Genomic DNA, 25,773 nt, shown 5'->3' with positions numbered 1-25,773 from the left:
AATGGCATTCAGATGAAACTGTATTTCTATGTTTCAAGGATTATCTGAACCTTCTTTATCAGCTCATCCATTGGAAAAGGTTTTTTGAGCAAAAGAGTTTCTTCCTTGATACCGTGGCTCTCGAGGGCTTCACCCTCATAACCTGAGATAAAAAGAATCTTCATTTCAGGACACAGTTCCAGAAGCTTTTCTGCGACTTCAGGGCCGTTCATTTCAGGCATTACCACATCAGATATTAACAGATCAATTTTCCCGCGATTTTCAAAACCGGTTTTCAGAGCATCCGAGACGTTTCTTGTCTCTATCACATTATATCCATGCCTGGAAACAACATCACAAAGAAGCCTTCTTAAAGACGTTTCGTCCTCTACTATCATTATTGTTCCGGCTCCCCTGACATTCCCGTCTTTTTCTTTTGCTGGACGGGTCTTTTCAATATACCCCTTGTCAGAGCTCGGAATACAGATTGTAAAAACAGTGCCTTCGTTTTTTCTGGTCTTCAGGTAGACCTCGCCGCCATGCTGTTTCACAACCCCATGAACAGTCGAAAGCCCGAGACCTGTCCCCTTGCCCTGTTCCTTTGTGGTATAAAAGGGATCAAAGACGTGTTTTGCGGTTTCATCGTCCATTCCGCATCCTGTATCCGAAAACTCCAGAAAAACATAATCTCCTGGCTCAAGATTGCCATAAAAAAAACGGTTCTGGGATGTTACGCGCTGATTGCTTGTCCTTATACCGATCTCACCGCCCCTTGGCATGGCATCCCTTGCGTTGACGGCAAGATTCATGAGTACCTGCTCTATCTGGGAAACGTCGGCCTCAACCGGCCATAGCCCGGCCTCGGCATCAATGGTAACCATGATATCTTCACCGATGAGACGCTCCATCATTTTCAGAAAATCAGTTGTTACCTTTCCAAGATCGATGGTTTCTGTTTTCAGGTTCTGCTTCCTGCCGAACGCGAGGAGCTGTTTTGTTATATTCTGGGCCTTTTCCCCTGCTTTCCTAATTTCCCCTATATAATCGAGCACGGTTTTATCCTGGGCTGCCGGCTCTTCAACCAGCATTTCAGAATACCCCATTATCACCACAAGAAGGTTATTGAAATCATGGGCCACTCCGCCAGCAAGTCTTCCGACTGTCTCCATCTTCTGGGCCTGAATGAGCTGTTCCTGAAGAGTGCTGTTTTTTGCTTCCATATCGAGTCTTTCAGATATATCCCTCACAAACGCCACAAAAATCCCCCGGTCAGTAATATGACCAGTTGTAATCTCGACAGGGAAAACCTCATCATTTTTCTTTTTATGAAACGCCACAGGAATAAACAATGAACATTCCGCCGAGCCGGAAAGAGGGGTCTGATTCTTAGCAATAAGATCAAGTTCGGAAAGCCGCAGAAAGTCCTGCCTCTCATATCCATACATTGCTGATGCGGCAGAATTGACGTCAATGATTGATCTTGAAGTGATATCAATCAAAATGATTGCTTCACAGGCTGTTTCAAAAAGCAGTCTGTAATTAGCCTCACTCTCAAAAAGCGCCTTTTCCGTGGTAATCAGATCTGTTATCTCGTGCATGATTGTTAATTTGGAAACAGAACCGTCATCATTCTTTATAGGAGTTGAAAACACGTCAAAAACCCTGTTATCAGATGAAGACTTCCATTCTCTTGATGCATTGGCAAGATTAGCAGTGATATCTTTTAAATTGCAGGCATTGCATGGGGAGTCAGATCCGACAAAATACTGATGGCATTTTTTTGAACCGACTTCTCCGAAAACAGATTTCAGGGCAGGATTTATATATTCTATATCGAGGTCACTATTAACGATGCATACGCCATCGTTCATTTCATCAAGAATACCCTTGAATCTGCTTCTTTCATATTCAAGAAGTCTCTCTGTCCTTTTTCTTTCAGTTATATCGGTTGAAATGGAACATATACCAAAGGGCTGTTGATCTCCCTCAATTTTAACTGGAAACTTGATCACAAAATATGTGTGAAGCTCCTTGTCTTTGTTAAAAGCAGACTCTTCACGTTCGATTGAAGTCCCTGAGCAAAGTGCCTCCAGATCATTTCTGATGAGTTCTTCAGCAATTGCCTCGGGGAAAATATCCATAATATTTCTGTCTATGAACCCCATATCTCCGGCGCTGCCAAGGCTTTCAAACTGCCTGTTAACCATGAGAACCTTTCCATTGGTGTCAGTAATGGATATGAATACAGGAGCATTCTCAATTATGGCCCGCAGCATTGCCTCATTCCTTCTGAGATACTGTTCAGCCGTTTTCCTTTCGGTTACATCCCGAACTATGGAAAGAAGCCTTCCATCCGGAAGTTTCTGACAGCTGATTTCTATATCGATTGTCCAGCCATCTTTTCTTATTATACGGCGTTCTGAAAAAACCCTAATGCCTTCGTTTAATTTTTCAAACATTAAAGGCATAGCATCAAGATCTCCGGATGGAATAACATTGGTTATATTCAGACCTCTAAGCTCATCTGTATCATATCCGAACATTTCACAGCCGCGCTTATTGGCGTCAAGGAAATAACCGGATGAATCCGTAGTAAAGATACCGTCAGCAGCAAGCTCCATAACCATTCGATATTTTGCTTCGCTATCCCTGAGCTCGTCTTCCCTTTTCCTGATAGTATCTGTCATTGAATCAAAGGTTTTGGCAAGGAAACCAATCTCACCGTAGCTGTAAGGGATGCCTGTTTTTGCGCTCATGTTTCCGCGGGAAAGCTCCCTGGCTGTCATTGTAAGCTCTTCCACAAACCTGATAATATAAAGACCTGCAAAAAACCACGCGCCTATGGCCGCAAGACAAAAAACCATAATTCCGTATGATACGTTTCTCTTCATGGACGAAACCGCGTCCGCAAATACGATTTTCTCGTCAATGCCAGCGAGCAGATAGGCATACCTTTCATTTGCCCATTTCAGAGAAGCATAGGCATAGACCTTTTTGTTGCCGTCAGGACCATATCCAGAAAATACTCCATGATCGTCCTTCATTTTCAGTTGCTCAACAATATTTCTGCCAAAGCCGTCTTCTTCAGAAGCTAAATCTTTTTCCATAGGTTTTTCTTCTGATTTTTTTTCTACATCGTGGTGATATCCGGCCAGCACAGCGCCATTTCTGTCAAGAAAGTCAAGGTGCATTCCAGGAATAGTGATGATCCTTGGAGCAAAATGCCCGAACCATTCTAGGGCAATTGATGCCGTAACAACGCCTGAGACATCACCTGTGCTGGTAAAAACCGGAACTGCAAAATTTAGGGCTGCCTTTCCAGTTGCCCTGCTTATCTGATACTCACCGGCAGAAAAAGCTCTTGTGCGGACAGCTTCCCTGAACCACAACCGATCTGAAAGATTTACGGATTTACCAAGCGGAACCGCACTTGCGACTGCCTCACCATTTAGCCTGACAAGACCAATATTATTGTAAAAACCGAATTTTTTATGCAATTGCCTGAATATGACGCTGCTCTTTTCAGCATCGAACGAGTTTATTTCCTCAAGCATGGAAAGGCCCGTAAGAAGTTGACGCGCGCCTTCCACAAGACTTTCATGATTGGCTGCGGCAAGCCTTGCTATTCCGAGAGTTTCAGCTGACGCCTTCTGCCTGAGAGCTTCCCTCTGCTCAAGGACACTATGCGTGGCAAGCCAGACAGAGGGCGCCAGAATCAAAAGAGAGAGAATGATTATCCTGAATCTCAGGCTGTAGAATATGTTGCCCATCTTACCTCCACACGGAGTCATTATATCGAGCCCCTTAAAACTGTTTTTGAGGAGCACTGAAAGCAAACATTATGAAAAGAAATCTGAAATCTTTTTTGAAAGAAAACCGTTCAATTGAAATGAAACTGTCAAAAAGTTCTGCTGAAATGTTAGTGACAGCTTTTAAGAGAGCATTGCTGAAAAAAAGAATTTAAATAGTTTATTATTTTTAAAGCCTAACATAATCATTCATATTTAATAAGCTTTTTTGTTTGATTTTTTAAAGACGCATAATCACAAACTGAAAAAAGGAACACAAAAAAACAAACCCAACAAGCACATCACTCTCTCTTCACGCTTAGTTTTTTGACAGCAGCCAAACCATTGTCATCAACGACCCGGATCTGGTATTCACCGGTCGGTGCTTCCCACAGGAACATTTCACCAGGGACAGACTGACCAATGAAAGCATCGCCTGCAAACCAGTATAAAGTTCCGACTCCGTTTTCAGCTGTTGCTTCAAGAGGAATCTTGTCATTTCCATTTCCTGAATTTCTGATTACATAGGTGACAGTGCTGTCAGGCGAAATAATCTGGGGAGACTGGCCGGTTTCATCCCTTTGATCAAGTCCGCAGTCCTTCATATAACGAGGAGGCTCAGGCCTGAATATTCCGGCTTCATGGAAAACCCTGCTTATGTCTGACGGCCAGAACTCAAAAATCTCAAGCTTAGTTAATGGAGGGTTATGCTGACAGGCCCTCAGATGTGTTTTTACATCAACTGGAACAGCCCTGTGTATTGTTGAAACAGTTATTGGTGATTTACCGGGAATGAACCAGGTTTTGACAGTCTTTGGAGTGTACCTGTTCGGAAGCCCGCCGGAGACAGCGCAGACATCAATCTTTTTCAGATTAAGACCAGAAAGCGGCGGCCCCGGATGTTTGCCTGCCCTATTAAAGTCTCCGTATTTCTTCTCAAGCAGGGCAAGCATGTCAAAAAGAATGGGGCCTGCGGCTGTTCTTCCAACAAATACAGGATTGCCTTCACCTGTGAAATTACCGGCCCACACGACAAGAACAAATTTACCTGCAACTCCTGCTGCCCAAGCGTCCCTGAAACCCCATGACGTCCCGGTTTTCCAGGCTATACCGGACTGTTCAGATTCAGAAGAAATCTCATAATCACTCGAATATTCAGCATAGGGAGAAGGATTTCCAAGAAGCATGTCAAGAACCAGAAAGCTTGCTTCAGGAGACAGCAATCTCTGTCCGGAACCGGATTTATTATTATTAAGATGATGATCAGAACGAAAATCAACGGCCTTTAGAACACCGCCATTTGCAAGCATGGCGTAAAGCTCGGCCATTTCAAGCATCGAGACCTCGCATCCTCCAAGAACAGGAGAAAGGCCGTAAAAATCCTTTTCCTTCATTCCTGATACTCCGGCGAGCTTCAAAAAGTCATAAATATCAGGCTGGGTAAGTTTAGCTGCAAGGCTCAGTGCTGGAACATTTCTGCTCTGGTTCAGGGCATCAGTTGCAGAGAGCGGCCCTTGAAATCTTTTGTCAAAATTTTCAGGAGCATACGCTCCGTACCTCAAAGGCGCGTCTTTCAGAAGAGTCATTGGGTGAATAAGCCCCTGATCAATGGCAAGGGCATATACAAATGGCTTGAGCGCAGATCCGGGCGATCTTTTTGCTGTGACCGCGTTAACCTGACCGTAAATGGAGCTGTCAAAAAAATCTGCGGAACCTGCCATTGCAATTATCGACATGGTTTCAGAATCTACAAGAAATGCCGCCGCGTTTCTCATGCCTTCGAAATATTTCTTTTTGACATGCTTTGTGATTATATTTTCAAACCCGGCCTGAATTTCTGAATCCAGCGTTGTTCTGATTACATTACCAGTCATATTATGTGGCTCTTTTTCAGAATTATGATTCCTGTTTGAAAGAACATAATCCGCAAAATGAGGTGCCCTGAAAGGAAGGGTTTCAGGCGAACCGCAGGCAAGTTTCAAATCCATGAAACCTTTATTTTTCGCATATTCAGGCTTTAAAGCTGAAAGCCTTGTGAAAAGATCATTTCTGGCAGAATCCATTTTTTTATAGCCTTCGGAAGACAATGGACATCGGCCTGTCGGATTTTGCGGAATTACAGAAAGGGTCAGAGCTTCGGGAAATGTAAGCGAGTCCGGCTTCTTGCCAAAATAAATAAGGCTTGCGGCCCCGACTCCTTCAATATTTCTGCCATAAGGAGCAAGATTGAAATATGCCTCCAGAATCTGATCCTTTGAATAATGGCGCTCAAGCTGGATAGCTCTTAGAATCTGCTCAAGCTTCCCTGCAAAGGTTCTTGTTTTCAGATTGAAGCGCATCCTTGCCGTCTGCATCGAAATTGTTGAAGCGCCTACAGGCCTTGAATCGGTCGCAAGTCCTGTTATTGCCCTGATAATTGAAAAAGGATTGAATCCGGGGTGATAATAATAATAACGGTCTTCATACAGAAGCGTGGCGTTTACAAGATCTGTGGATATTTCGGAAAGGGGAATAAAAATTCTGTAAGATTGTTCGGAATTAAGGGTGAGTCTGATGAGATTGTCTTTATTGTCAAATATTGCTGTTGAATCTGTTTTAAGTGGGTAAAGGCCGGGATCTGGAATTATCAGCCATGCGGAAACTAAAAAAAGCAAAGCGATTATAATAGTTATGAAACTGCGCCGCATATTCTTCACTCAAGAAATTAAGGGGCTACAAAGCAAAAAAGGGGGCATTTTGCAACAAGAGATACCGACTGCACGTTGAAATCATTTTCCATAATGCTTTTGCCTCTCATCAGAAAGACATTCCCTGCATTTCATCCAAAAGATCCGGATGCCTCTCTATAAGTTTAAGCAATTTCATCAAAGGAGCTGGAGGCCTTGTTTCACCTCTCTCATATCTTGAAAATGCGACCTTGCCGACACCGAATATTTCTGCAATTTCTTGCTGGGTCAGCTTAAGTTTTTTTCTAATACGCCTAATATCAGAGCATGCATCCCCCTTCACAGATCTGACAAGAGCCGCCTGCGCTTCAACGTAGCGATGATAGCTTTTTTCGTCCCAGATACCTTCGCCGCAGGATGCACAATATCCACCCCTCATATCATGGAGGGTGAGCGATTGCCCCTCAAAAGACAGAGTCTCATTTACTGTTGTTGTAATCATTTCAGAATTGCCGCATACCGGGCATTTCATGATACACCTCATTTTGCCTTAAATTGTATGACAGGAGGCCGCCCATCTTCATATGCAGTAATTTTGAGATCAGGCCACCTCTAAAAATTGCCTTTTTGCGCGTTAGCTGCGTCAGCGTCGTACTCGAATCCTCATTTATACCGCATAAACTCCGGTTCTCCGTGCAACGCTTCCTTGCTACCACATCAAAAATTCTAATTTTTAGAGGTACCCATAAACAATAACTTCCTCCTGGGTTTTGCCGTAATAAACGTCCTGCCATATATGGGTGTCCGCATTGGTTGTCATTGACTTGTAAAAATCTTTTCGTGAAAGAGCCATGACAATCTGACGCATCTCTTTTTCCAAAAGACCGAGTTCCAGGCCGCCACGCAGGGCAGTCATGGTGAATGGCCTGCTTGCCGGATCAGCAACCACAGCTTTTATATCCACCAGTTTATAATGTGGTGTGCGTTTTTCCATTAATCAAAATATACATTATGATAAAATTAGTCAATATGATAAAAAAATCTTTAAAAACCGAGGGAAACATGGAGGCTTTTTTAAAAAGCCTCCATGTTTTTCTATCGAAACCCCTACTATTTACCCACAACCTTCATAACACCTGGCAAGCTCCTCGCCCTTACGCGGCTGTCATAAAGAGATTCCCCAAATGCCGGAGGAACCGTGAATTCTCCTGCAGCGGTCACCCTGAGTTTATAGCTTATCTCCTTGATTTCAGGCCCGAATGATCCGTAGAAAACAGCCCTGTCTTCTCTTACGTCAATATAGCTGAGACCGGAATTTGCCCTGACAGACTTGATATCAGGCGAGAAACAGCCTGCAAACATGTCTGTGACAGCCGCGTTATTTATGAACTTCCCATTAAGGGATCTTATCTTAAGGACTACAGTTATATCATCGCCCGGCTTCACTGGCTGGTTCAGTTTTTCAGGAACAGGCTTGAATTCTCTTAAAATTTCAAGGCCTTCTTTAATATCTGTCTTTGGAATGCCGCTGTCAAAACCGTCCTGGGAAACAGCATAGAAAAGCTTTCTGCTTCCTTTGATATCAAGTGTAGCGATTTCAGTTCCAAAGGAAGCTGTAGGAAAAGGAGAAGGCTTAGTATCAAGTTGCTTTGCTTCTCCAGCAGCATTTACGGCTGAAACTGAAAAAGAGTCATCAGGTTCGCTGCCAGTCCATGCTCCGAGTGCAAGAACAGTCCAAGCTGCTTCAAATGTATGATAGCTGTTAGAAAGAACAGGATCGAGTATGCGATCAAGCCTTGTCTCTGTTACTTTTCCAAGTTTTTCAGGAAAATGCTTTGCTGTCAGATAAACATCAATGGCATCCGCAGCCCTTGAGCCGAAAAATACATCGTCAAAATCGGTCTTGTCCGAAGCCTTGAATTTGCCCTGGAGTCCAGTGGCAAGCCGATCCTCTTTCATCAATTTATAGCTCGAAGCCATGAAAGAAGCTGTTATGTCCTCTTTCCATACAGGCTTGTCTTTTTGAGTCTTTTTCTGCTCCTGAATTTTTTCAAGATCCTTTTCAAGATCAATAAGGTAATTCGAGGTAACAGTCCCGTTTCTTGTGAGCAGGTAAATGGCATAAGCCCTAAGCCTCGGCTTATCCTGACCAGTCCATTCACCGACTTTTGTAGTTAAATACCCAGTTGCCCTGTCAAGCAGATCTTTAGGAATCTGGAATCCTGCCTGGGACGCGTCTATAAGAAAATGCGAAGCATAAAGGGATGCAAACTCGTCGGTAGTACCGCCAGGCCACATTGCAATTCCGCCATCCTGATTCTGACGTTCCCTTAACATGGAAATAGCAGCCCTGACCTTTTCAGAAGCATTTTCCTTTATTTCCTTGTTTCCAGGATAGGATGCGTAAACAAGGGCAGGAAGCCCCTTGCTAAGAAGCTGCTCTGTACAGCCGTAAGGGAAACCCACAAGCCACGACTCAAGACCTGTGGCAAGGACAAGAGGAGAAGCTGACACGCTGATCTTCTGGCTTGAGAATTCGGGAATGATCTTTCTGTCCAGTTTAAGTGTTGCTTTTCCTGAATCCGCCACCCCAGATTTCAGTGTTGTCATGGCAGGAACCGGAGGCCTCACACTTAATGACGCAGAAGTTGAAGCTGCCAGATCTCCGGATGTTGCCATGAATTTAATAGTAGCATTGCCAGGCGCTCCGGTTGTTTTCACGCTGAATGTCTCGACAGCCTCGCTTCCCTCGTCAATGCTAAGCTTTCTTTCTGTTCCGCCTTCAATGGTCAGGGACTTGTCAGCTTCAATTTTAAGATTCACAGGGAAAGCCTTTCCTGAACCTTCGGAGACATTTGCAATACCAGCCGTGAGGGTAAAAATATCTCCAGGAGTTACAGCAAGGGGCATGACAGGGCTCACCACAAATGGGCCTCTGACAATAACACTCTTCTGGTTTGAACCCATGCCTTCAGCGTCAACTGCCACAGCCATTACCCGGACTTCTCCGCTGAAAGTGTCAGGAGTTTCCCATTCGACCGTTTTTTCCTCAGGCCCTGAATCTATAATTCCTGACCAGAATACGGCCGGTTTATTATTTTTTCTTGCAAAAGGATTGAGATGTTTAGCCCTCAAAGCTTCTGCATCAGCGTCACCGCCTGCGCCCATTCTCTGGAGAAGCAGCAAATATTCAGGAAGAATAAGATCCGCTGTCTGCTGGGTTGTTACTTCGAGAGCGACTTTCTTAAGAAAATGATCCAGAGGAATCGGCGTCTTGTATCCGGCAAACTGCAATATGCCTTCATCCACGGCAAAAACCACAATTTTGCATGGCCTGTCTGTTTTATAAGTAATAGGCATTTTCGTTCCTGGCACGACCTTTTCAGGAACTTTTATTTCAGGAGTAAGAGTCCGCCTTGTCCTGTCTATGCTGAAAGGCGCGGTGGCATAGCTGAGAGGACTTGTGAAAATTTCAGGATCGTCCAGCGATCTCACTAGGGCCACGCTTACATATGCATTCCCTTCAAGATTTTCAGGAACCTTGATTTTCTGTACAGAAGTAAGGGTTTCGGACTTAAACCATGAAAACCCATAAACCTTGTCTGTCTCAATTGTGATGAGGCCTGCGCCTTTATAAGGCGTGGTTATCTGTAGTTCAATTTCTTCCCCAGCCTTTACGCTCTGGGTGGCAAGCTTGATTCCAAGCTCGGCCGTTTTTTCTATCTCTGCCTTGATATTCGACTGACCTGCGACTGTATAAGAAGCCCGGCATATAACAGTTCCTGTCTCATCCTTTATCTCAAGCGCGTATTCGCCTGCCTCTTCTGTCTCCAGAGCTATTTTCTGGCCAGAAACAGGGACTGCAAATGGTTTTTCCCATACTGTGTCTTCCTTCTTGGCAGACTGGTAAGCGTATGTCCCGTTTGGCTGACGGACAAGGGCAGAAACTGATACTATCTTTATCTTTTTCATGGTCAGTTTTTCAAGTGCCTCGCCTTCAAGCTGCCTATTGACAGCCACAAAGCTGATGTTCCTTTCAGAACCCTGCCTTACAAATGCCAGATCTCCGTCCGCCTTGAATCCAGCGATCACTTTCATCGGAGAAACGAGTGAAGTATTGAAAGCCTTGACTCCCCTGCCCCCTCCTTCATCAAAACCCTCCAGGGAAAGGGTCATTCTGTATGTTCCCTTCTCGAATCTCCCGAGGTCGAGCTTGACTTCAGTCTGGCCGTTACTGTCAGTTACGCTTTCCTCGATTTCCTGGATAACCGCTTTTAAAGGCTTGTCTTTCACTGTCAAAGGATCTGTAAAAACATAACCGGGATATTTATCGAAACTGAATCCTGTTGGTTGCAGAATCAGTTTTCCCTTAACCTTTCTGTTTTGGGCTGGTGAACCAAAAAGATTTTTCAGGGTTACATTTGCGCTCAGATTTTCAGGAAGAGCCCAGCCAGGATTTTTATCAGACAGGACACTTGCCATTTTCATTCTGTCAGGCTCGAATTCCTCTATTTTGAATGAAACGCTACCAATCATTCTATCAGTCTGTCCTTTTTCAGATAGAATGAATAACTCGGCCTGATGTGCGCCTGTTGCAGATGCTGGATTTGAAGGGAAATTTATATCAAAGAATCCGGTTTCAGGAACCTGAATATTCTTTTTCAAAAGAGTGCCCTGGGGCCCGGAAATATGTATCTGAAGAGGAATCCCGGCTGGAATTGCCAGCCCCTTGGATCTGACCATAAAAGCGATATTGGCTGTCTCTCCGGGTCTGTATATCCCTCTGTCTGTAAAAACAAAGGCGTTAAGCTGATTTTTGTCGAGAAGACCTGTATTTACGCCGCCGATATCGAACCTGGACATGTCAAGCTGGCGCTGACTTCTGTTAAAAGGCAGAAAAGATATGTCAGAACCTTTTTTAACCATGCAGAATGCCGCCTCACGTCCAGGATCTGACGACTCCCCAAGTTCAGGAAAAACCACATGTCCATCTTCTCCTGTTCTTCCACTCTGAAGAGCCTGCCCGTTTTTTGCCACAACAGAAATTTCAACATCTTTAGCTGGAGATCCGGATGAAACAGATTCGACAAAAATATCCCTGCCCTTATCGACTCCGTTCTTGATTAGAATTGCAAGGTCTGTGACTATTATCGTGCGCTTGTCCACAAAAGAAGGCTGATAGCTTCTGGCATAGCTGTTATTGCTATTATAGCCTTCCCCCTCTGCATACTCGCCTTCTTCACTGCCCTCTCCATTTCCGTCTGACGACTCATCACCTGATGCTTCTTCTGATGCGGCATTGTTCGCATTACCAGAAGCAGCCGCAGAGTATGAGCTGTATTCAGACTGATCATCATAAGACTGTGTGACAGGGGCATTGTTTTCTGTATCCCAGCCTTTTATTTCTATGAAAAACACTCCTGGTTTAATGCCATTGGGATCAATATATTCGGAAAGATTGAGACTCGTATAAACCGGAGTTTTGGAATCCTTTGGAGAAAGCGGAATGACCTTTTCAAATCCTTCGCTGATATTGGCCTCTGAAAAATTCCAGTTGTGGAAAGAAGGATTTGTTATATCGCCGTATGTCTGGGTTACAAGATGGTGAAGCTGCTGGGGAAGAAGTCTTCTTACAAAAACCTTCACAGCCTCGACTCCCCTTGCCTGGATCGAAAGTGTCTTGCTGCCGGATGACGCCATAAAACCGCCCTGGCCCACAATTTTGGCCTCTTTCGGATAAGAAGGAGCTCTCATTACTGCGTCGTATTTTTTTGAAAGCTCGTAACCGCTGTCTGATTTTATTCCTGACTCTATCTTTACATAAATATCCCTGCCCTCAGGAGCGTCAAAGACGAGGCCGAATCTGTCCGAAGACTCACCGAGGGTTTCGGCAAGTTTCAAAGGCAAATCGCCGGATTTTTCAAGAAGAGCCGGAGTCACCTCATTCTGGCTCGTCCAGTGTTCTTCCTCGTTTTCCGGATTTTTTAAAGGAAGAAGCCACGCCTTGATTTTGCCGTCCAGAGTCTTTCTTTTTATGGAATCTGAAAAAGCCAGGGTGATTGTCTGTTCAGGCTCTTTCTTGAGATCAGGAATTATTGTGGCCCTCATCTCGTTTATCGTGAAAAATGTCGATACAGCCGGGATTTTGAGTTTCCCTGAAAGATCTTCAGATAGCCCTGCCCCGCCCTGGGAAGTTTTAAGCCTCTTATCAAGACTAACTGTCATGAACTGCTCTTCAGCACCTATTTTCAGAGGATCTGAAAGAATATGCGCTCTACGCCCTGTCTTATCGATTGTAAGCGAATAATTCACAGGAACATTTTTGCCAGATTTGTCAGGAAAACTAAGCGAAAGGCCTTCACGTATGCTTTTTTCTTCGACAAAATGGGTAAAAACAGCCGTAGCAATTGCCTGATGAACAGATCTGTTCCTTGGATCAGTATAGAATTTGGGAGCAACTTCAAATGTGGCCTTGAATTTAGAGGTTTCAAAATCAATTCTGTTTTCCTTGAGCTTTGCCTTTTTCTCCAGGATTTCAGGAGAAATACTGACTGTAAATTTTCTGGCAGCTGGCCAATTATTCTTAGGCTGAAATTTTATTGTCCTGCCGCTCGCTTCCCAGCTCCATGCTCCCTCAAATGCAGGTTCGATTGCTATTCCAGATGTTATGGGCTTCCCAGCGAGATCAAGCCTTGCAGCAGAAAGGGCAGGCCCGCCTTTTGAGGATTCCCTGCTGAAATCAATATACAAAGGCTCTGGCTCAATAATTTCCTCGGATGGTGGTTTTATTTCGGCAAGCCTTGTTTTTAGAACAATGAGATCAGGTTTGGGCATCTTTTTCCAGTAAATATACCCGCTAACACTTCCGCAAACGATCAAAAAAAAGAGGATCATCAAGGAATAAAAAGCTCCTGGTTTATTTTTCCTGAAACCATTTATGGAAGTAATCCAGGGCGGCGCAGTCCAGGAAAATCTGCCTGTTACGGCTGCAATAATAGATATAAAAAATCCGATGAGCCTTTTCATTTTATTCTCCTGTGGATGGTTTTACGGAATGGCAAAGGGAATTAAAAACTGTGGTCAATATATAATGTGTACGAAAAAATGACAAAGCTAAATTTGTTGATTGTGCGAAGGTACTCGAATCATGGTTGCAGGGAGGGGCAATATAGACAAAGCCGCAAAAAGTCCTATTCCCGTCATTCCGGCAGGGCCTGTCCCGGTGAAAACAGGGAGCCGGAATCCAGAAGTGTCTGAAAAAACTGGAACCGGATTAAGTCCGGCATGACGACACCGCCCATTTTTGACTTTTGCGAGTCCAGCAATATTGTTGAAACAAGGCAAAAACAGGGTGTGTAGCGCTTTCCCACACACCACCTGCGTCAAACAAGTGGTGCGTGCAAAAAAAAACAAGCGTTGCCCCAGGCTATTGTATCCTGGCCTTTCAGGGCTGTAAAAATGGATATCTATGAAAACAGGAGCGGGAAAAACAGCCGTTTATGCCTGTTTTCGGATATTTTAATTTTTTCACAATATTCACAAGACAGCCTATCTTACAGATGTAACGATACTTGAGACAGTAAAGCCGGCATATCTTGTTCCTGGAGTATAAACTCCTTCTGTATAAAGAGAATCCTCAAGGGTGCCTGTGGAACTTCCGCCAAGGTAGATCTCGTATGTTCCGCTCACAAGCTGAGGAGACGAGAATGCAAGCGACTGATATGTTTTCGAAGGAGCAAATGTAAGAAGCTCCCTGCCTGCGCTGTCCCTGACATGAATAATGGTTCCGGCCGATTTTGCAGAACTCAGATTTACAAGAACGGAGTTCTGGGTCGAGTTTGTGCTTGGAGCCATTGCCATGCCTGAACTTCCGGTTGCCACAAGAAAACCGCCTGTCATTTTAAAATATGAATCATAATCAAGCGGGCCATTGCCATTGTTGGTGGGGCCATTTACAAGCACGACGCCATTTGTCATTTCTATATAACCATTTATGTCTATGCCGTCACCCATGGCATCAACAGACACATAGCCTCCGTTTATATACAGACCGAAAGTGCTTGCGGATGCGAAGCTATCCTGGCCAGGACGCCCACCTCCGGGCATCGGCATTATCCCCGGGCCGGCGATGGTTCCTGAGCCGTCATTGCCGCCTGCTCCATTTATGCCGTCATCACTTGCGACTATGTGTATGTTACCGTTGTTAATGGTTATCAAAGCGCTCTCAATACCTTCATAAGACTTTAAAACCGAAATGATTCCTCCGTTAACAACGATTGAAGTATCTGCATGAACCGCGTCATCTCCTGTGCTGATCGAGAGAGTTCCGTCGTTCACAGTCACGGTTCCGTTGGAATGGATGGCATCGTCCGCAGAATTTATGGAAATATTTCCTCCGCCGATTGTAATGCCTGAATTCCCCTTGATGCCCTTGGCAGAAAGGTCTGAGGTTATAACGCTTCCGCTGCCACCACCTGACGATATGTTCAGAGTTCCGTCAGCCACTGTTACGGTTGTTTCGGCATCTAACGCGTCACCTCCTGCGGTCACGTTTATCACACCTGATTCAACTGAAATGAATCCCTTTGTCGTATCCTCAGAATTGTCGGATTTGAAGCCGTCTCCCTTGGCATTGACCGTTATACTGCCACCTTTGACAGCGACAAAATCCTTGCCCCTTATTCCGTCATCCACGGATGTGACATTGATGGTTCCGCCCGAAAAAGTCAGCCCGTCCTTGCTCGCTATTCCGTCATTATATTGCCCGTTGATGTTTAGAGTACCGTAGCCGCATACAAAAAGCTCATCCTTGCTGAAAACCGCGGCATTTGGCTCATCAGAGGAAACATCTTCGAATATGTATGAAACCCCGTCAGTGATCTTGTTCAGGGTGTTTTCAGCAAGCACCATCACTGTTTTTGCGGAATTTTTCACATATATAGGAGAACCTGACGAACAGGTAATGTCGGCGCCGTTTAATACAAGCCCGACAGTTGCCGAATCTGAAGAATCCACTATTATCTGGCCGTCTGAAAGCGTCCCGCTGATATAGTATGATCTGCCCGATGTTATCGTGACCTTGTTCCCGGAAACAGTCGCCCCTGTTCCTTCTACACTTATGGAACTTCCGTTCAGTTTTATTTTAGTAATACTTGAACTTTTAAGAATTTCTTCGGCCAGGGCATCCGATCCGCCCTGGGCAGATGATGGATTAACCGATATAAGTCCGCCAAAAATAGGCAGAGCTGCAGGTTCATTTGAAGGATCTGTCACCGCCCTTGCGACCACGATATAATTGCCTGCGTCCGGAAAAGTGTAGCTTGAATAATTGACCGGAGAATACTCCTGAACCGCAGTCCAGACACTTGTTTCGTAATCTGCCGTTCCATAATTGGCACAGTAGTAGAATTTGTATGAAACCTGGTTACCTCCGGTAGTGAAAGCATTTAGAGCCAGGGTAACTGATTCGCCTGCTTTAAGTGACGGAGTAGCCGTTGAAGCGAATGATGATATGTTGACGGTATCAGTTCCACCTCCGACCGCGACCACACCCCCAACGATCGGAAGGGCTGACGGCTCGTTTACAGGATCTGTGACAGCTCTTACGACAACAACATATGCGCCGGAATCAGGGAAAGAATAATTGCATGTGTTATTTGTGGAATATTCCTGAACAGTCACCCATGTAGAATTTGCGTATTCGGCGCTTCCGTAGTTTCCACAATAATAGAATTTGTAATAAACAGGGGAATTGCTTGATGATGCGGCATTGACTGTCACTGACACGGAATCGCCCGGCTGGACAGGCATCCTTGACGGTGAAATATCGACTCCTGAAATTGCAATGGTTTCTGATGCAATGCACTGACCTGTTAATAAAAATGCTGGCGCCAGCATGAAAAACAAAAATAAGGCCAATCTCTTTTTCATAAATTCTTTCCCCTTGATTATCTGACCTGGAATAACCGGATCAGATCCCGATATTTAATTGTTCCAATATTTTTAGAAGGCTATGCTCCCCTTAGATGTTGAAAAGCGAGATACTAAACCTTTTTGTGATTCTGAATATTGGGGAACTTTTTGTAAAAAGTTCCCCAAACCCCTCAAAAACTTTATGTTTTTGTTATTATCATGCACAAAGATCCTAATTGTTGTATATGCACTGCTTGCTTACCTAAAAATTTTTGCGGAGCTTTTTTAAAAAGCGACCCGCCGGAGTTATTTTAAGCCGTAATATTTGATAGTTATTTCACAGGAATAACTTCCACACCTAAATAGAAGATAGCCTTTCATAAGTTCTTTCACTTGACTATCTGACCAGGGATAACCGGATCAGATCCTGATATTTAATTGTTTCAATATTTTTAGAATGTTTTTGTTATCAAATCCGGCATTAACCTATCTGAAAGACAAAGAACTGTTGTTTCTTGTCAAACAAAATCCACCTAAAGCTCGACCGAGCTTTCCTGGAGCATAAGCCCTACACCCCTGACAGAAGGTATTTTTTCCGGCAGTTCCTTCACAAGCGCGGCGCTCTCTCCGGTATTCCTGAGTTTGACATGATAAGCGTAATCAAGACGCTCTCCCTGCTGCATGTCACGCAAAGTGATGAGCACAAAATTCCTGCAATATTTTTTCAGGAGATTTTCCAGCTCATGCCTGCCTTCATCCGTGTTTTCAATATTAAACCGCAACATACCGTCAAAAGAGCTTGCCAATCCCAATTGACTGTAATAAAGTAAAAAAGCTGTCATAATAAACCCAAATGTTCCGAAAATAGCTGCGTTATACGTTCCGACCCCGCATCCGATGCCTGCAGCAATCGAAGCAAATATAAACATTATATCCCGCGGATCTCTGAGAGTGGTTCTGAATCTTATTATTGCAAGCGCCCCCATCATCCCAAGCCCCCTCGCAAGGCTGTCGCCGATGGCATGAATAATTGTTGCCGCAATAATGGCAATCAGAATCACAGCCTGAACATAATTCCTTGAGTAGGACAAGCCCCGGAATGTTTTGATATATGTGACACCTATGACCGAAGAAAGCATAAAGGACAGCAAAATCGTATATATTATAGGCAAAAGCCCTGAATTAGGGGCCGAGCTTTGAAAAGCCAGCATATCCAGCATATTGATTATCCTCCGTAAAAAAATTTCATTTAAAACAAATTCATGATACATGTGCCACCGTAGTCAGGAAACTGATTGCGTCTCGGTGGCGATTTGCTCTTTCAAAGCAACCATCAATAATCAGCTAAAGCATACTATTATAAAATCGACTTTCTAAAAGCCGGATCATAACGATGAAGCCCCAAAAGCTCCAAAGCGCCTGTCTGATATTTTGAAAAGCCTGTCCGCTGAAGACCAAAGCGCCGAATCATGTCAATTATCCACATAGGAACCTTTGAAGTATAGCACTTAACCTCCAGAATCACATCGCATCCGGGATAATTGCCAAAAACGAGAGAGTGGTCACAAGAAACCATCTGGTTAGCACCCGGAACCGGTCTGTAATCTGTTTCAGGCCTAAACCTCTGTTCCACATCAAATGTAATTCGGGCATAATCGTCCACATTGCTTATCCATGCCTTTCTTGCATATTGGGTAAGAACTTTGGGCTCTGCGTTATACGTAAAAACCATACGATCAAAAAGATCTCTGCTGATATTTTCAGAACTATCCTTAGTCACTTCACGAGGATAGAAACCGGGCTCAGTATAGGCTCTGAACCAGTTAATATCCTTCACGGCTGATCTGTATTTCCTCACAACATCCCCTGTCTTCTGTTTTATTTCCAAGAAGTAAGGAACGCGTGGACTATCGCCATAGGATCGAACCCGCATTACGATCCGATTATCCATTTCATCAAGCTGCATCCTTAGAAACAGCCAATCTGGAGAATCAAGATACAGACTGTTGATACGATAAAAGCCTTTGGGAGAGTTAAGGCAATAAAGATCGAGCGAACAGTAAGCCGACACAAAATCAGATATCGGGTCAATCAGGCTGTAAGGTATAATATATTTGAGTTCATAGCGCTCAAGAAGGGGCGGAATCACTTTCTGGCGCAAACGTTTCATCTAACGGCCTCCCTCTGTTCGGCGAGATAATTTTTGAATGGCTTTTCAGACAGCTTTCCGGAGACATCAAGAAACTCGACGAACCTGTTTCTGATTTCATATCCAGTCTGAACCATATGGATATCGCTTTTAAGAAGGGTCTCTTTTATTTTGAGAATATTCAGGGGGTCTGTGCCGCCCGTTTTAAGAGAAGCGCCGAGTGATTCCTGGGCGTTTCCATACTTCTTATTCTGCTCTATTATTTCATACTGGCTGATCAGGCGATCTATTGAACGTGACAAGGCAATAATTTTCTCCGAAAAAGCCCTTTTTTCCTCTTCAAAAGCAAGGCGCTCTTTCATAAATACGACTTTTTTTCTGGTGATTTCATCCTGATCAGGATTGATAAAAGGAAGCTTCACTCCTATTTCCACGGAATAAGCCTTATCCTCATCCTCGTAATTGCCGTGGTCATAGGCAACCTCGAAAAAGCTGATATAATCCCTGCTTTTTGCCTGTTCAAGATTGTATTTGTCCAGGGCCATATCGACCTTGTTCTTCCTGTCCTTGAGGTTGATATTGTCCAGGTCTTTTCTGTCCTTTGCCTCAGCCACGCTTCTTTTAACGCTGTCTATCCTGACAAGCGGCTCACTGGAAAAATTGACTTCTGCCTTTGAATCAGCTGCAAGACTTATCTGGTGAAGAGTTCCGTTTTTTTTGTTTTCCAGCCCCACAAGCTCCAGCCTGATCCGGGTCAGCAGTTCTTCGGCTTCAACAAGGTCGCTTATGTCAAATGACAGGCTGCCTGCGCTTCTTTTTTTCAAGACCTTGATTCTGTCCTCGCATACAAGGGCCAGCTTCTCCTTCAGTCCGATGAGTTCGACGGTCTCAAGATATTCCAGAACCAGCAGATATCTGTTTTTCAGGGCTTCATGATAGCTTGCCTCATATTCGGTTCTGCCCGAGGCCTTTGCCGTCTCTGAAAGCATTCGCGAATATTTTGTCTCACCCCAGCCCTTCGGATAAAAACGGACTCCGTATTTCTGCTTGTCAATGTCAAATTCATCGGTCTCTGTTCTCAGCTCTACCCTGTTCAGATACGGAGTGCTTCCTTCCGCATTATCAAGATAGTCTGCGATTTCTTTCTGGTTTTTGACCACATGATCTTCTTCGGAAGTTCTTATGAACGCTGTCATGGAAAGAGAGCCAGCCCCTTCTTCCCCTGAATATGATGGGGAAGACAGGGCCAGCATAAAAAACAGTACAAGATATAAAATATTACTCTTTCTCATTATATGACCTTCACAACAGTGTTTTAGGGTTGAGTCTTTTATTATAATTGCTCCAAAAATTCTTGAACCCCAGATATGCAAGGCAAAGCTCATGGTCTTGGAATCCTTGTGATTTCAGATTTTTCCTTTGAACCGCCATCAAAACATATGACTATGGAATCAGAATCCTCGCCAGCGCTTATGCCTTCCGGCGCGCGGCTGTTAAAAATCATCAATCTGGTTGAGGTTCCGGTTATTTCGTCAAGCCTCCAGAGGCTGCCTGAGCGGCTACTTTCATCATTTTCCAAGGATGTTCCGGTTATATAAAGGGTGTCACCGATATAGCAGAGATCGGATATTCTCTCCTGGAAGCTTCCGTCTTCGCACTGGAGAATAATTTTCTTCCAGATTGACACCTGATCGTCGCCGAGTGCGCCCGTATGCATGAAAGCGTCTATATCTGCAATTCTAAGGATAACGGACTGGCCGCCAGCGAGCGGGGCCTTGAAACCAAGGAATAAAGAGCCGTTTTTGTAAAACATGCCTTCTATATCAATGAAGTCTTTGGCGGACTCTTCTGTTATGCCACTAAGGATAAAATCAGCCCATTCCTTGCCTCTGTTTCTCTCGGCACAGTTTTTCAGGCCTGAATACAGATCCACTTCCCTCAAAAGGGAAAAGCTTGACTGATCCCTGCGAACAGACAAGAGCCTCGAACGTTTTTCCTTTATCTTGCCCTTTTTATTGGCACTTGATGACGAGGCAATATAAAGAATCCCATTATCAGCTTCTGCTATGGACTCCATGTCCTCAATCTCGTCAGCCCCTTCGATGAGCATTTCATCTGATACTTTGCCATTTGAATCCACAAGGCACACAAGAGGTTTGTCGTCCTTGGTGTCATCGCTAATAACGAGATATTTCTGAAGATCCTTGAGATACATAATCCCGGAAGCCTCAATAGCTTTCTTGTCAATTCTTAGAAACTCCGACTTCTGTGACCCCAAACCCTGATCCGGGGATTCTGCCCTGCTCTCATCAGGAGAGAACATATTTTTCACCCTTAGAGCTATGCCCTTGTTTCTCTGTGAAGTAATCGAAACTTTTTCACCGAGTATGAAAGGGTTGTTTTCAGGGATCTTTATTACGACCTCCCTGCCCCATACCTGAAAATCAGGATGCTTCCTGAGCCTGACAGGATATTCCACGATGCGCGCGCCAACACCCACAACCTGCCCCGGGATTCTGCAACCTGATTCATTGCATGAAGCAACATCCACCTTGTCGCCCATTTTTATCTTTGCGTAGGCATTTTCATAGATATATCCCTTGATGAATGACGGCGTTTTGGCATGCAGGGTAAGAATGGGCGCAAAAGGCGAGGCTTTTTCGCCGGGCTTGAAATTGACAGAGCCAATGACTCCTGAAATCTGGGCGTAAATATTTAGCTGGCTGTTTTCTTTCTTCAGTAGAACGAGTTCTTTTTCAAGCCTTTCAACCTGGATTTCGACCGGAGCATTCGAATAATCCAGGGTTTTCTGAAGAAGCTCTATCTGCACGACAAGGGAATTCACGGACAGGCTGAGTTCTTTTTTCAGATTCCTTATTTTCAGCCTTATTGGGTTATTGTCATCACTCACATCACCATCGCTGCCCACAGGCACGCTCTTAAGATCTGAAATCAACTTCCTGTTTATGTTATATTCGTTCTCAAGCTCTGTTATCTGACTCGTGATCTCATTTTCCTTTGCCGTCTTTTCAGCCTGGAGCTGGCGGATTCGGGACTGGAGTTCTGTCTTGTCAACGCCTTTCTGGGCTTTCAATTCATCAAGCTGGTGCTCGAGATGATTGATCTTGAGCACAAGTTCGGGGCTGCTCAGTTCAACAAGAAGAGTTCCCTTTTCAACCGTCTGCCCTTCTGTGACATTGATCCGCCTGATATCCACAGGAGATTCCGAATTAACAACGATCTCACGGGTTTCGGCTATTCCTGAAAAGCTTGTACTCTCCTGATGATAAACAAAGGAAATAGCGATGGTTATAACTAAAACCACGAGCCACGCACTATAAAGAGGCCAGTTTCCTTTTGCTGTTTTATTCACTTTAATAACTCCAGTTTAAAATTTGCCGGTCACAAAATTGAGGGACTCGCAAAAAATCAGAATAAGGCGATGGCGTCACGCCGGGTCTGATCCGGCATCCAGTGTTTTCGGCTATTTCCGGATTCCGGCCTGCACCGGAATGACGAAAATCTGACTTTTTGCTGCCTTGTCAAAATTCGTTTCCCTGTTGAAAGCATGGTGAAAAGCCTTAAACCGGAAACACCATGCTTCTATATGACTGCTTATCTTCCGAGGTATGCGCCGACAGCTTCTGTTCGGCTGACAACATGACTGTTCAGTGAATCCACGCTGCCCAGGAAAGCGGCCTCATTGCTGAGGAGAGTGTATCCTGCTTTTTCGCCTTCATCTCCGATCACATAATCTGAAATCAGATCATGGGCCTTCAGGAATATGGGCTGCATGATCGATGTATTGAAATAATCCGTAACCGTCTTATCCACATAGGAATCATACAATGAGCGATATTCAGGCTGGGCTATGATGCGGCTTATCAGCGGCCAGCTTGCAAGTGATGATTCATCAAGCTCCAGGGAAAGGGTACGCGACCCCATTCCGCCCGCCATCGCATTGACACCTGCCAAGCCTGAATCAGATCCTTTCAGGGACTCGTTATTGTCCCAGGGAATCCATGCCAGTCTGCCGCCATTATTGTAGAGATAATAATTATGAGCCATAACTCCGTAGGTATCCCAGTTCTGGATTACTGTATTGACGGCAAGCCATTTGAGGAAACCATCTACATCAAAGACCTTTTCGAGATTGCTCTTCCACGTGGAGGCATCGCTTGAACTGTCATTTACGGCAGTGTAAAGCGCATTGACATCGCTGTAGTCTGCATCATCCTTATTGTTTTCCTTGTCAAAATCATCTTCTGACAAAGCTCCTGATCCAAAGGTAGCTGTAGAACCTGATGGTTTGTAAAGATTACCTTCCGAATTCCCGAAATAAGCATTCAACATTGGCTTGTCAGGGACTTCAACCATTGTGTAAAGACCGAAGTATTTCGATCCAGAGCCGTCTCCGCAATCGACATAGACCCGGTAAAATGCGGCCTTTGGAGAAGGAACCCCAAGATTTCTGAATATGTCTGCGGCAACTTTTTCCCGGATCAGACTGTCGTCATTGTAACCGCTCGACATGGACAGGGTCTTGAATCCGTAAAAACGCTGATTTTTTATGGCTGGATACTCATCTTCAAACTGATCGAATTCGAATCTCAGAGGGAGCTTGTAAATGCCTTTGCTCCAAGTCGAAGAAAGGGAGGAATTACCCTTGAAGCGGACTCCAACATAATTCCAGGTAAGCCCGTTACACATAAATGTGCATGGTTTCCATTCAGGATTTTCCGACATTTCAAGGGCTGCGCCTGCGTCCGGAAGACCAGTCCCGCTTGAAGCAGTGGTGCCGCCAGGAGTAGTACCGTCAGAAGGCGGAGTCATGCCTTCAGGCATTGCAGGCGGAGTGGTTCCGCCAGGACTCGTTCCCGGAGTCTGTGGATTAGAGCCATCCGGCAAAGCAGGTGGAACTCCTGCGCCACCAGGACTCGTCCCTGTACCATTTCCTGTTCCAGTTCCGGCCTTTGAGCCGAATTCCCCGAAGGCAGACACAAGATTTTCATCAGTCATCATTGCCTGCCAGTCAGTCGCGGATATCGTGATATCTATGCGACCAACAGCATTGTCAGGAAAAACCACAGAATAATCAGGATCGGCTTTATTCCCATGGGTTTTAGCAGTCCAGCCTTCTGGCCTAACCACTTCATCTTCGTCGGATGAGGCGTCTTTTGTGTCTGTATCGCTGCTGCTGGTGCTACTGCTGTTACATCCGGACACAAACCAGACTGCAAGCAAAGCCAGAAATAAAACCGGAATAATTTTTCCTTTAAAACCCATAGATAGAGCATCCTTTATAAATATTAATGTAACTATTCACCAACTATGAAATTCAAACTTTTAAAAGGGCGCTTTTTTGAAAAAAAGCTTGGCAAAAAACTTCAGGTTTTGGATTTTTTGCATGAGTCCCCGTAGAGCAGAACTTGCTTAAAAATATCATAAAAAATTTTTGGGAAAGGTTTGGAAAACACTTTTTACAAAAAGGGTTTTCCAAGAATAAAGCCATCCCTAAAAAATCTAACTGAGTAGTTACATATTAATAAAATCAGGAAATTAAGGGAGCCTTCAAAAACAACGCCCTTAATCCCTGCAACAGAGAATCAATCAGGAAGGAACGTCAATTATGGTTCCGACAGAACTTGTATTCTGAAGATTCTGTGAAAGAGTCTTCAGAAAGCCGAGCAAGGAAGCCTGATCAGTACCTGCGGTTTCAGATGAAGCGCCCATTGACTTTAAAAGATTCTGGAATGTTTCCTGGAGCTTTGTGACAGAATCATCTGATGTAGTTTCTGTTGAATCGGTTGTTGACGAATCAGACGTGTCAGAAGATGAAGACAACTGGCTTATAAGACTCTGGAGATCCTTTTGCATGCCTCCTGATTCAGACTTCCCATACGGAGGCGGTGGAGGAGGAGCGCTGCCTTCAGGAGGAGGCGGCGGCGGCTGCATTCCTGACTGTTCACTTGAACCTGATTCAGACACTCCGTTTTGTTCCCTCATTGCCTCAAAAAGGCTCTTCATGAATGCATCCAGATTCTGCTGGAGATCCTCATCCGAAGATGAGCTGGTGCTGCTGGAATCGGATGTGGCAGTGACACCTATCTGGGCAAGTGCCGATTCAAGTGCAGAAATGAACGATGTCGCGCCGGTATCAACTCCCGAAACAGTGCCTGACGAGTCAGAAGACCCGCTATTATTCACCATACTTGAAACACTGCTGACTGATCTGGCATACTGGGACTGAAGTACGCTTGAGAGACTGCTTATGCTTGATGACATTTCCTTCTCCTTTTCCTTCTGTTCGATTATCAAAAGAAAGCGTGGAGCTTTTGTGAAAAAAGCCCTCCGCATCCAAAAAAACCCGAGGCCATTTTGTGCATTAGATCAGTCAGTACGAACGCTTTCGTGTCGACCGTGCCTAAAACCCGGATCTGAACCATGATTCTCTGGTTGTCCGGGACTCAGAATTATGCCAAGACATATCAAGGAACAGACTATAACGGCTGCAATACCGAATGGTTTTCTGATACATGACAAAAAAGCCCTCCAGTTTATAAACAGGTGAATGAGACCTGCCGCGACAAAAACAATTCCGCCCCATTCATGGAGAAAATTTATGGAAGGGCCTCTTAAGTGAAAAAACATCATTAATCCTGTTATGGAAACCGCAGCGTATGACACCGCCACCACGGGACTGACCCACGATCTCTGGAATATTCTATTCATTTGCATCCTCACGAATAATGTCTGTTGTTCTAAATAAAGTTGATGTTCTCCCAGAAAGGCATCAGCTTTCATGACTTCAAATTAAACAAGGAATGTGTGGAAATTTTGAAGATAAAGTGGAAACAATATGGATTTTCATAAAAGATTAGGAGATTGTGTGGATTCTGTGAGGAGAAAACCAAATTTCAAAGGCCGATTCGTAGGATGCTCAAGCTCTAAGGCTTGCGCACCAATGGATTGATGCAAGCGGTGCGTGGAAAAGCGCCACGCACCCTTTTGATCAACGACAATTATTTTTCCGTGTCAGCGACAGTTATAATTCCCGATCCAGTTTCCTAATTTAAGGCGCATTTTCCTCACTTTTTTCCTCGTTAATTTTCTGTTTTGACTTTTCCAGCCTGTAGCTTGGCAAGTTAAGTTCAAGAATGATGCTATGATGTACAAGTCTGTCAATGGCAGCGGCGGTAGTCATGGGATCCTTGAAAATCTGCTCCCATTTGGAAAAGGGAAGATTACTTGTGAGCATGACAGATCCACGTTCGTATCG

At 44.5% G+C, this 25,773-nt stretch carries 14 protein-coding genes; all 14 read right to left on the bottom strand.

Annotated elements, in window-relative coordinates; all coding sequences use genetic code 11:
- Positions 1-26 precede the first annotated feature (26 nt).
- The gene (locus K245_RS26750; protein ID WP_051284157.1) at positions 27-3,749 is read right to left on the bottom strand and encodes a PAS domain S-box protein; all 3,723 of its coding nucleotides are present in this window, start codon (positions 3,747-3,749) and stop codon (positions 27-29) included.
- A gap of 320 nt (positions 3,750-4,069) precedes the next feature.
- Entirely contained in the window at positions 4,070-6,454 is a 2,385-nt protein-coding gene (pbpC, locus tag K245_RS0114310; RefSeq protein WP_027359801.1) for a penicillin-binding protein 1C, read from the bottom strand.
- Between the two features lie 109 nt (positions 6,455-6,563).
- On the bottom strand, positions 6,564-6,965 hold the full coding sequence (locus tag K245_RS0114300) for a type II TA system antitoxin MqsA family protein (protein ID WP_027359800.1): 402 nt from the start codon (positions 6,963-6,965) through the stop codon (positions 6,564-6,566).
- Between the two features lie 201 nt (positions 6,966-7,166).
- Positions 7,167-7,427, bottom strand: a complete 261-nt coding sequence (locus K245_RS24645; protein ID WP_051284155.1) for a type II toxin-antitoxin system MqsR family toxin — start codon at positions 7,425-7,427, stop codon at positions 7,167-7,169.
- Positions 7,428-7,543: 116 nt separating this feature from the next.
- The gene (locus tag K245_RS24640) at positions 7,544-13,459 is read right to left on the bottom strand and encodes an alpha-2-macroglobulin family protein (protein ID WP_027359799.1); all 5,916 of its coding nucleotides are present in this window, start codon (positions 13,457-13,459) and stop codon (positions 7,544-7,546) included.
- A gap of 522 nt (positions 13,460-13,981) precedes the next feature.
- Positions 13,982-16,363 (bottom strand): carbohydrate-binding domain-containing protein, encoded by a 2,382-nt coding sequence (locus tag K245_RS24635; RefSeq protein WP_051284154.1) that lies wholly within the window; start codon positions 16,361-16,363, stop codon positions 13,982-13,984.
- Between the two features lie 515 nt (positions 16,364-16,878).
- The gene (locus K245_RS0114275) at positions 16,879-17,565 is read right to left on the bottom strand and encodes a DUF4956 domain-containing protein (protein WP_027359798.1); all 687 of its coding nucleotides are present in this window, start codon (positions 17,563-17,565) and stop codon (positions 16,879-16,881) included.
- Between the two features lie 137 nt (positions 17,566-17,702).
- Complete coding sequence (locus K245_RS24630; protein ID WP_051284153.1) at positions 17,703-18,515, bottom strand: polyphosphate polymerase domain-containing protein; 813 nt, start codon at positions 18,513-18,515, stop codon at positions 17,703-17,705.
- Positions 18,512-19,786: a TolC family protein gene (locus tag K245_RS0114265; RefSeq protein ID WP_156906804.1), complete on the bottom strand. Its 1,275-nt coding sequence runs from the start codon at positions 19,784-19,786 to the stop codon at positions 18,512-18,514. Before K245_RS0114265 ends, K245_RS24630 begins: the two co-directional genes overlap by 4 nt.
- Before the next feature lie 89 nt (positions 19,787-19,875).
- Positions 19,876-21,867 (bottom strand): HlyD family secretion protein, encoded by a 1,992-nt coding sequence (locus K245_RS0114260; protein ID WP_027359796.1) that lies wholly within the window; start codon positions 21,865-21,867, stop codon positions 19,876-19,878.
- Positions 21,868-22,109: 242 nt separating this feature from the next.
- A complete protein-coding gene (locus K245_RS0114255; protein WP_027359795.1) occupies positions 22,110-23,780 on the bottom strand; it encodes a CotH kinase family protein in 1,671 nt (556 codons plus the stop codon).
- Between the two features lie 324 nt (positions 23,781-24,104).
- Entirely contained in the window at positions 24,105-24,779 is a 675-nt protein-coding gene (locus tag K245_RS0114250) for a hypothetical protein (RefSeq protein ID WP_156906803.1), read from the bottom strand.
- 105 nt (positions 24,780-24,884) lie between these two features.
- Positions 24,885-25,226, bottom strand: coding sequence for a DUF4405 domain-containing protein (locus tag K245_RS27310; RefSeq protein ID WP_035277337.1), 342 nt, complete (start codon positions 25,224-25,226; stop codon positions 24,885-24,887).
- Positions 25,227-25,566: 340 nt separating this feature from the next.
- On the bottom strand, positions 25,567-25,773 hold a 207-nt coding region (locus K245_RS24620; RefSeq protein WP_035277331.1), incomplete at its 5' end, for an ATP-binding protein.

It is taken from the genome of Desulforegula conservatrix Mb1Pa (assembly GCF_000426225.1).
Classification (GTDB): Bacteria; Desulfobacterota; Desulfobacteria; order Desulfobacterales; family Desulforegulaceae; genus Desulforegula; species Desulforegula conservatrix.
The sequence above is the reverse complement of the archived record's forward strand: the minus strand, read 5'-3'. Positions and strand labels throughout refer to the sequence as shown.

Coding starts and splice junctions, on each gene's coding strand:
- K245_RS0114250 (WP_156906803.1), bottom strand. CDS start 24,779: ATGTCATCAAGCATAAGCAGTCTCTCAAGCGTACTTCAGTCCCAGTAT.
- K245_RS26750 (WP_051284157.1), bottom strand. CDS start 3,749: ATGGGCAACATATTCTACAGCCTGAGATTCAGGATAATCATTCTCTCT.
- K245_RS0114265 (WP_156906804.1), bottom strand. CDS start 19,786: ATGAGAAAGAGTAATATTTTATATCTTGTACTGTTTTTTATGCTGGCC.
- K245_RS0114255 (WP_027359795.1), bottom strand. CDS start 23,780: ATGGGTTTTAAAGGAAAAATTATTCCGGTTTTATTTCTGGCTTTGCTT.
- K245_RS24630 (WP_051284153.1), bottom strand. CDS start 18,515: ATGAAACGTTTGCGCCAGAAAGTGATTCCGCCCCTTCTTGAGCGCTAT.
- K245_RS24640 (WP_027359799.1), bottom strand. CDS start 13,459: ATGAAAAGGCTCATCGGATTTTTTATATCTATTATTGCAGCCGTAACA.
- K245_RS27310 (WP_035277337.1), bottom strand. CDS start 25,226: ATGAATAGAATATTCCAGAGATCGTGGGTCAGTCCCGTGGTGGCGGTG.
- K245_RS24645 (WP_051284155.1), bottom strand. CDS start 7,427: ATGGAAAAACGCACACCACATTATAAACTGGTGGATATAAAAGCTGTG.
- K245_RS0114275 (WP_027359798.1), bottom strand. CDS start 17,565: ATGCTGGATATGCTGGCTTTTCAAAGCTCGGCCCCTAATTCAGGGCTT.
- pbpC (WP_027359801.1), bottom strand. CDS start 6,454: ATGCGGCGCAGTTTCATAACTATTATAATCGCTTTGCTTTTTTTAGTT.
- K245_RS24635 (WP_051284154.1), bottom strand. CDS start 16,363: ATGAAAAAGAGATTGGCCTTATTTTTGTTTTTCATGCTGGCGCCAGCA.
- K245_RS0114300 (WP_027359800.1), bottom strand. CDS start 6,965: ATGAAATGCCCGGTATGCGGCAATTCTGAAATGATTACAACAACAGTA.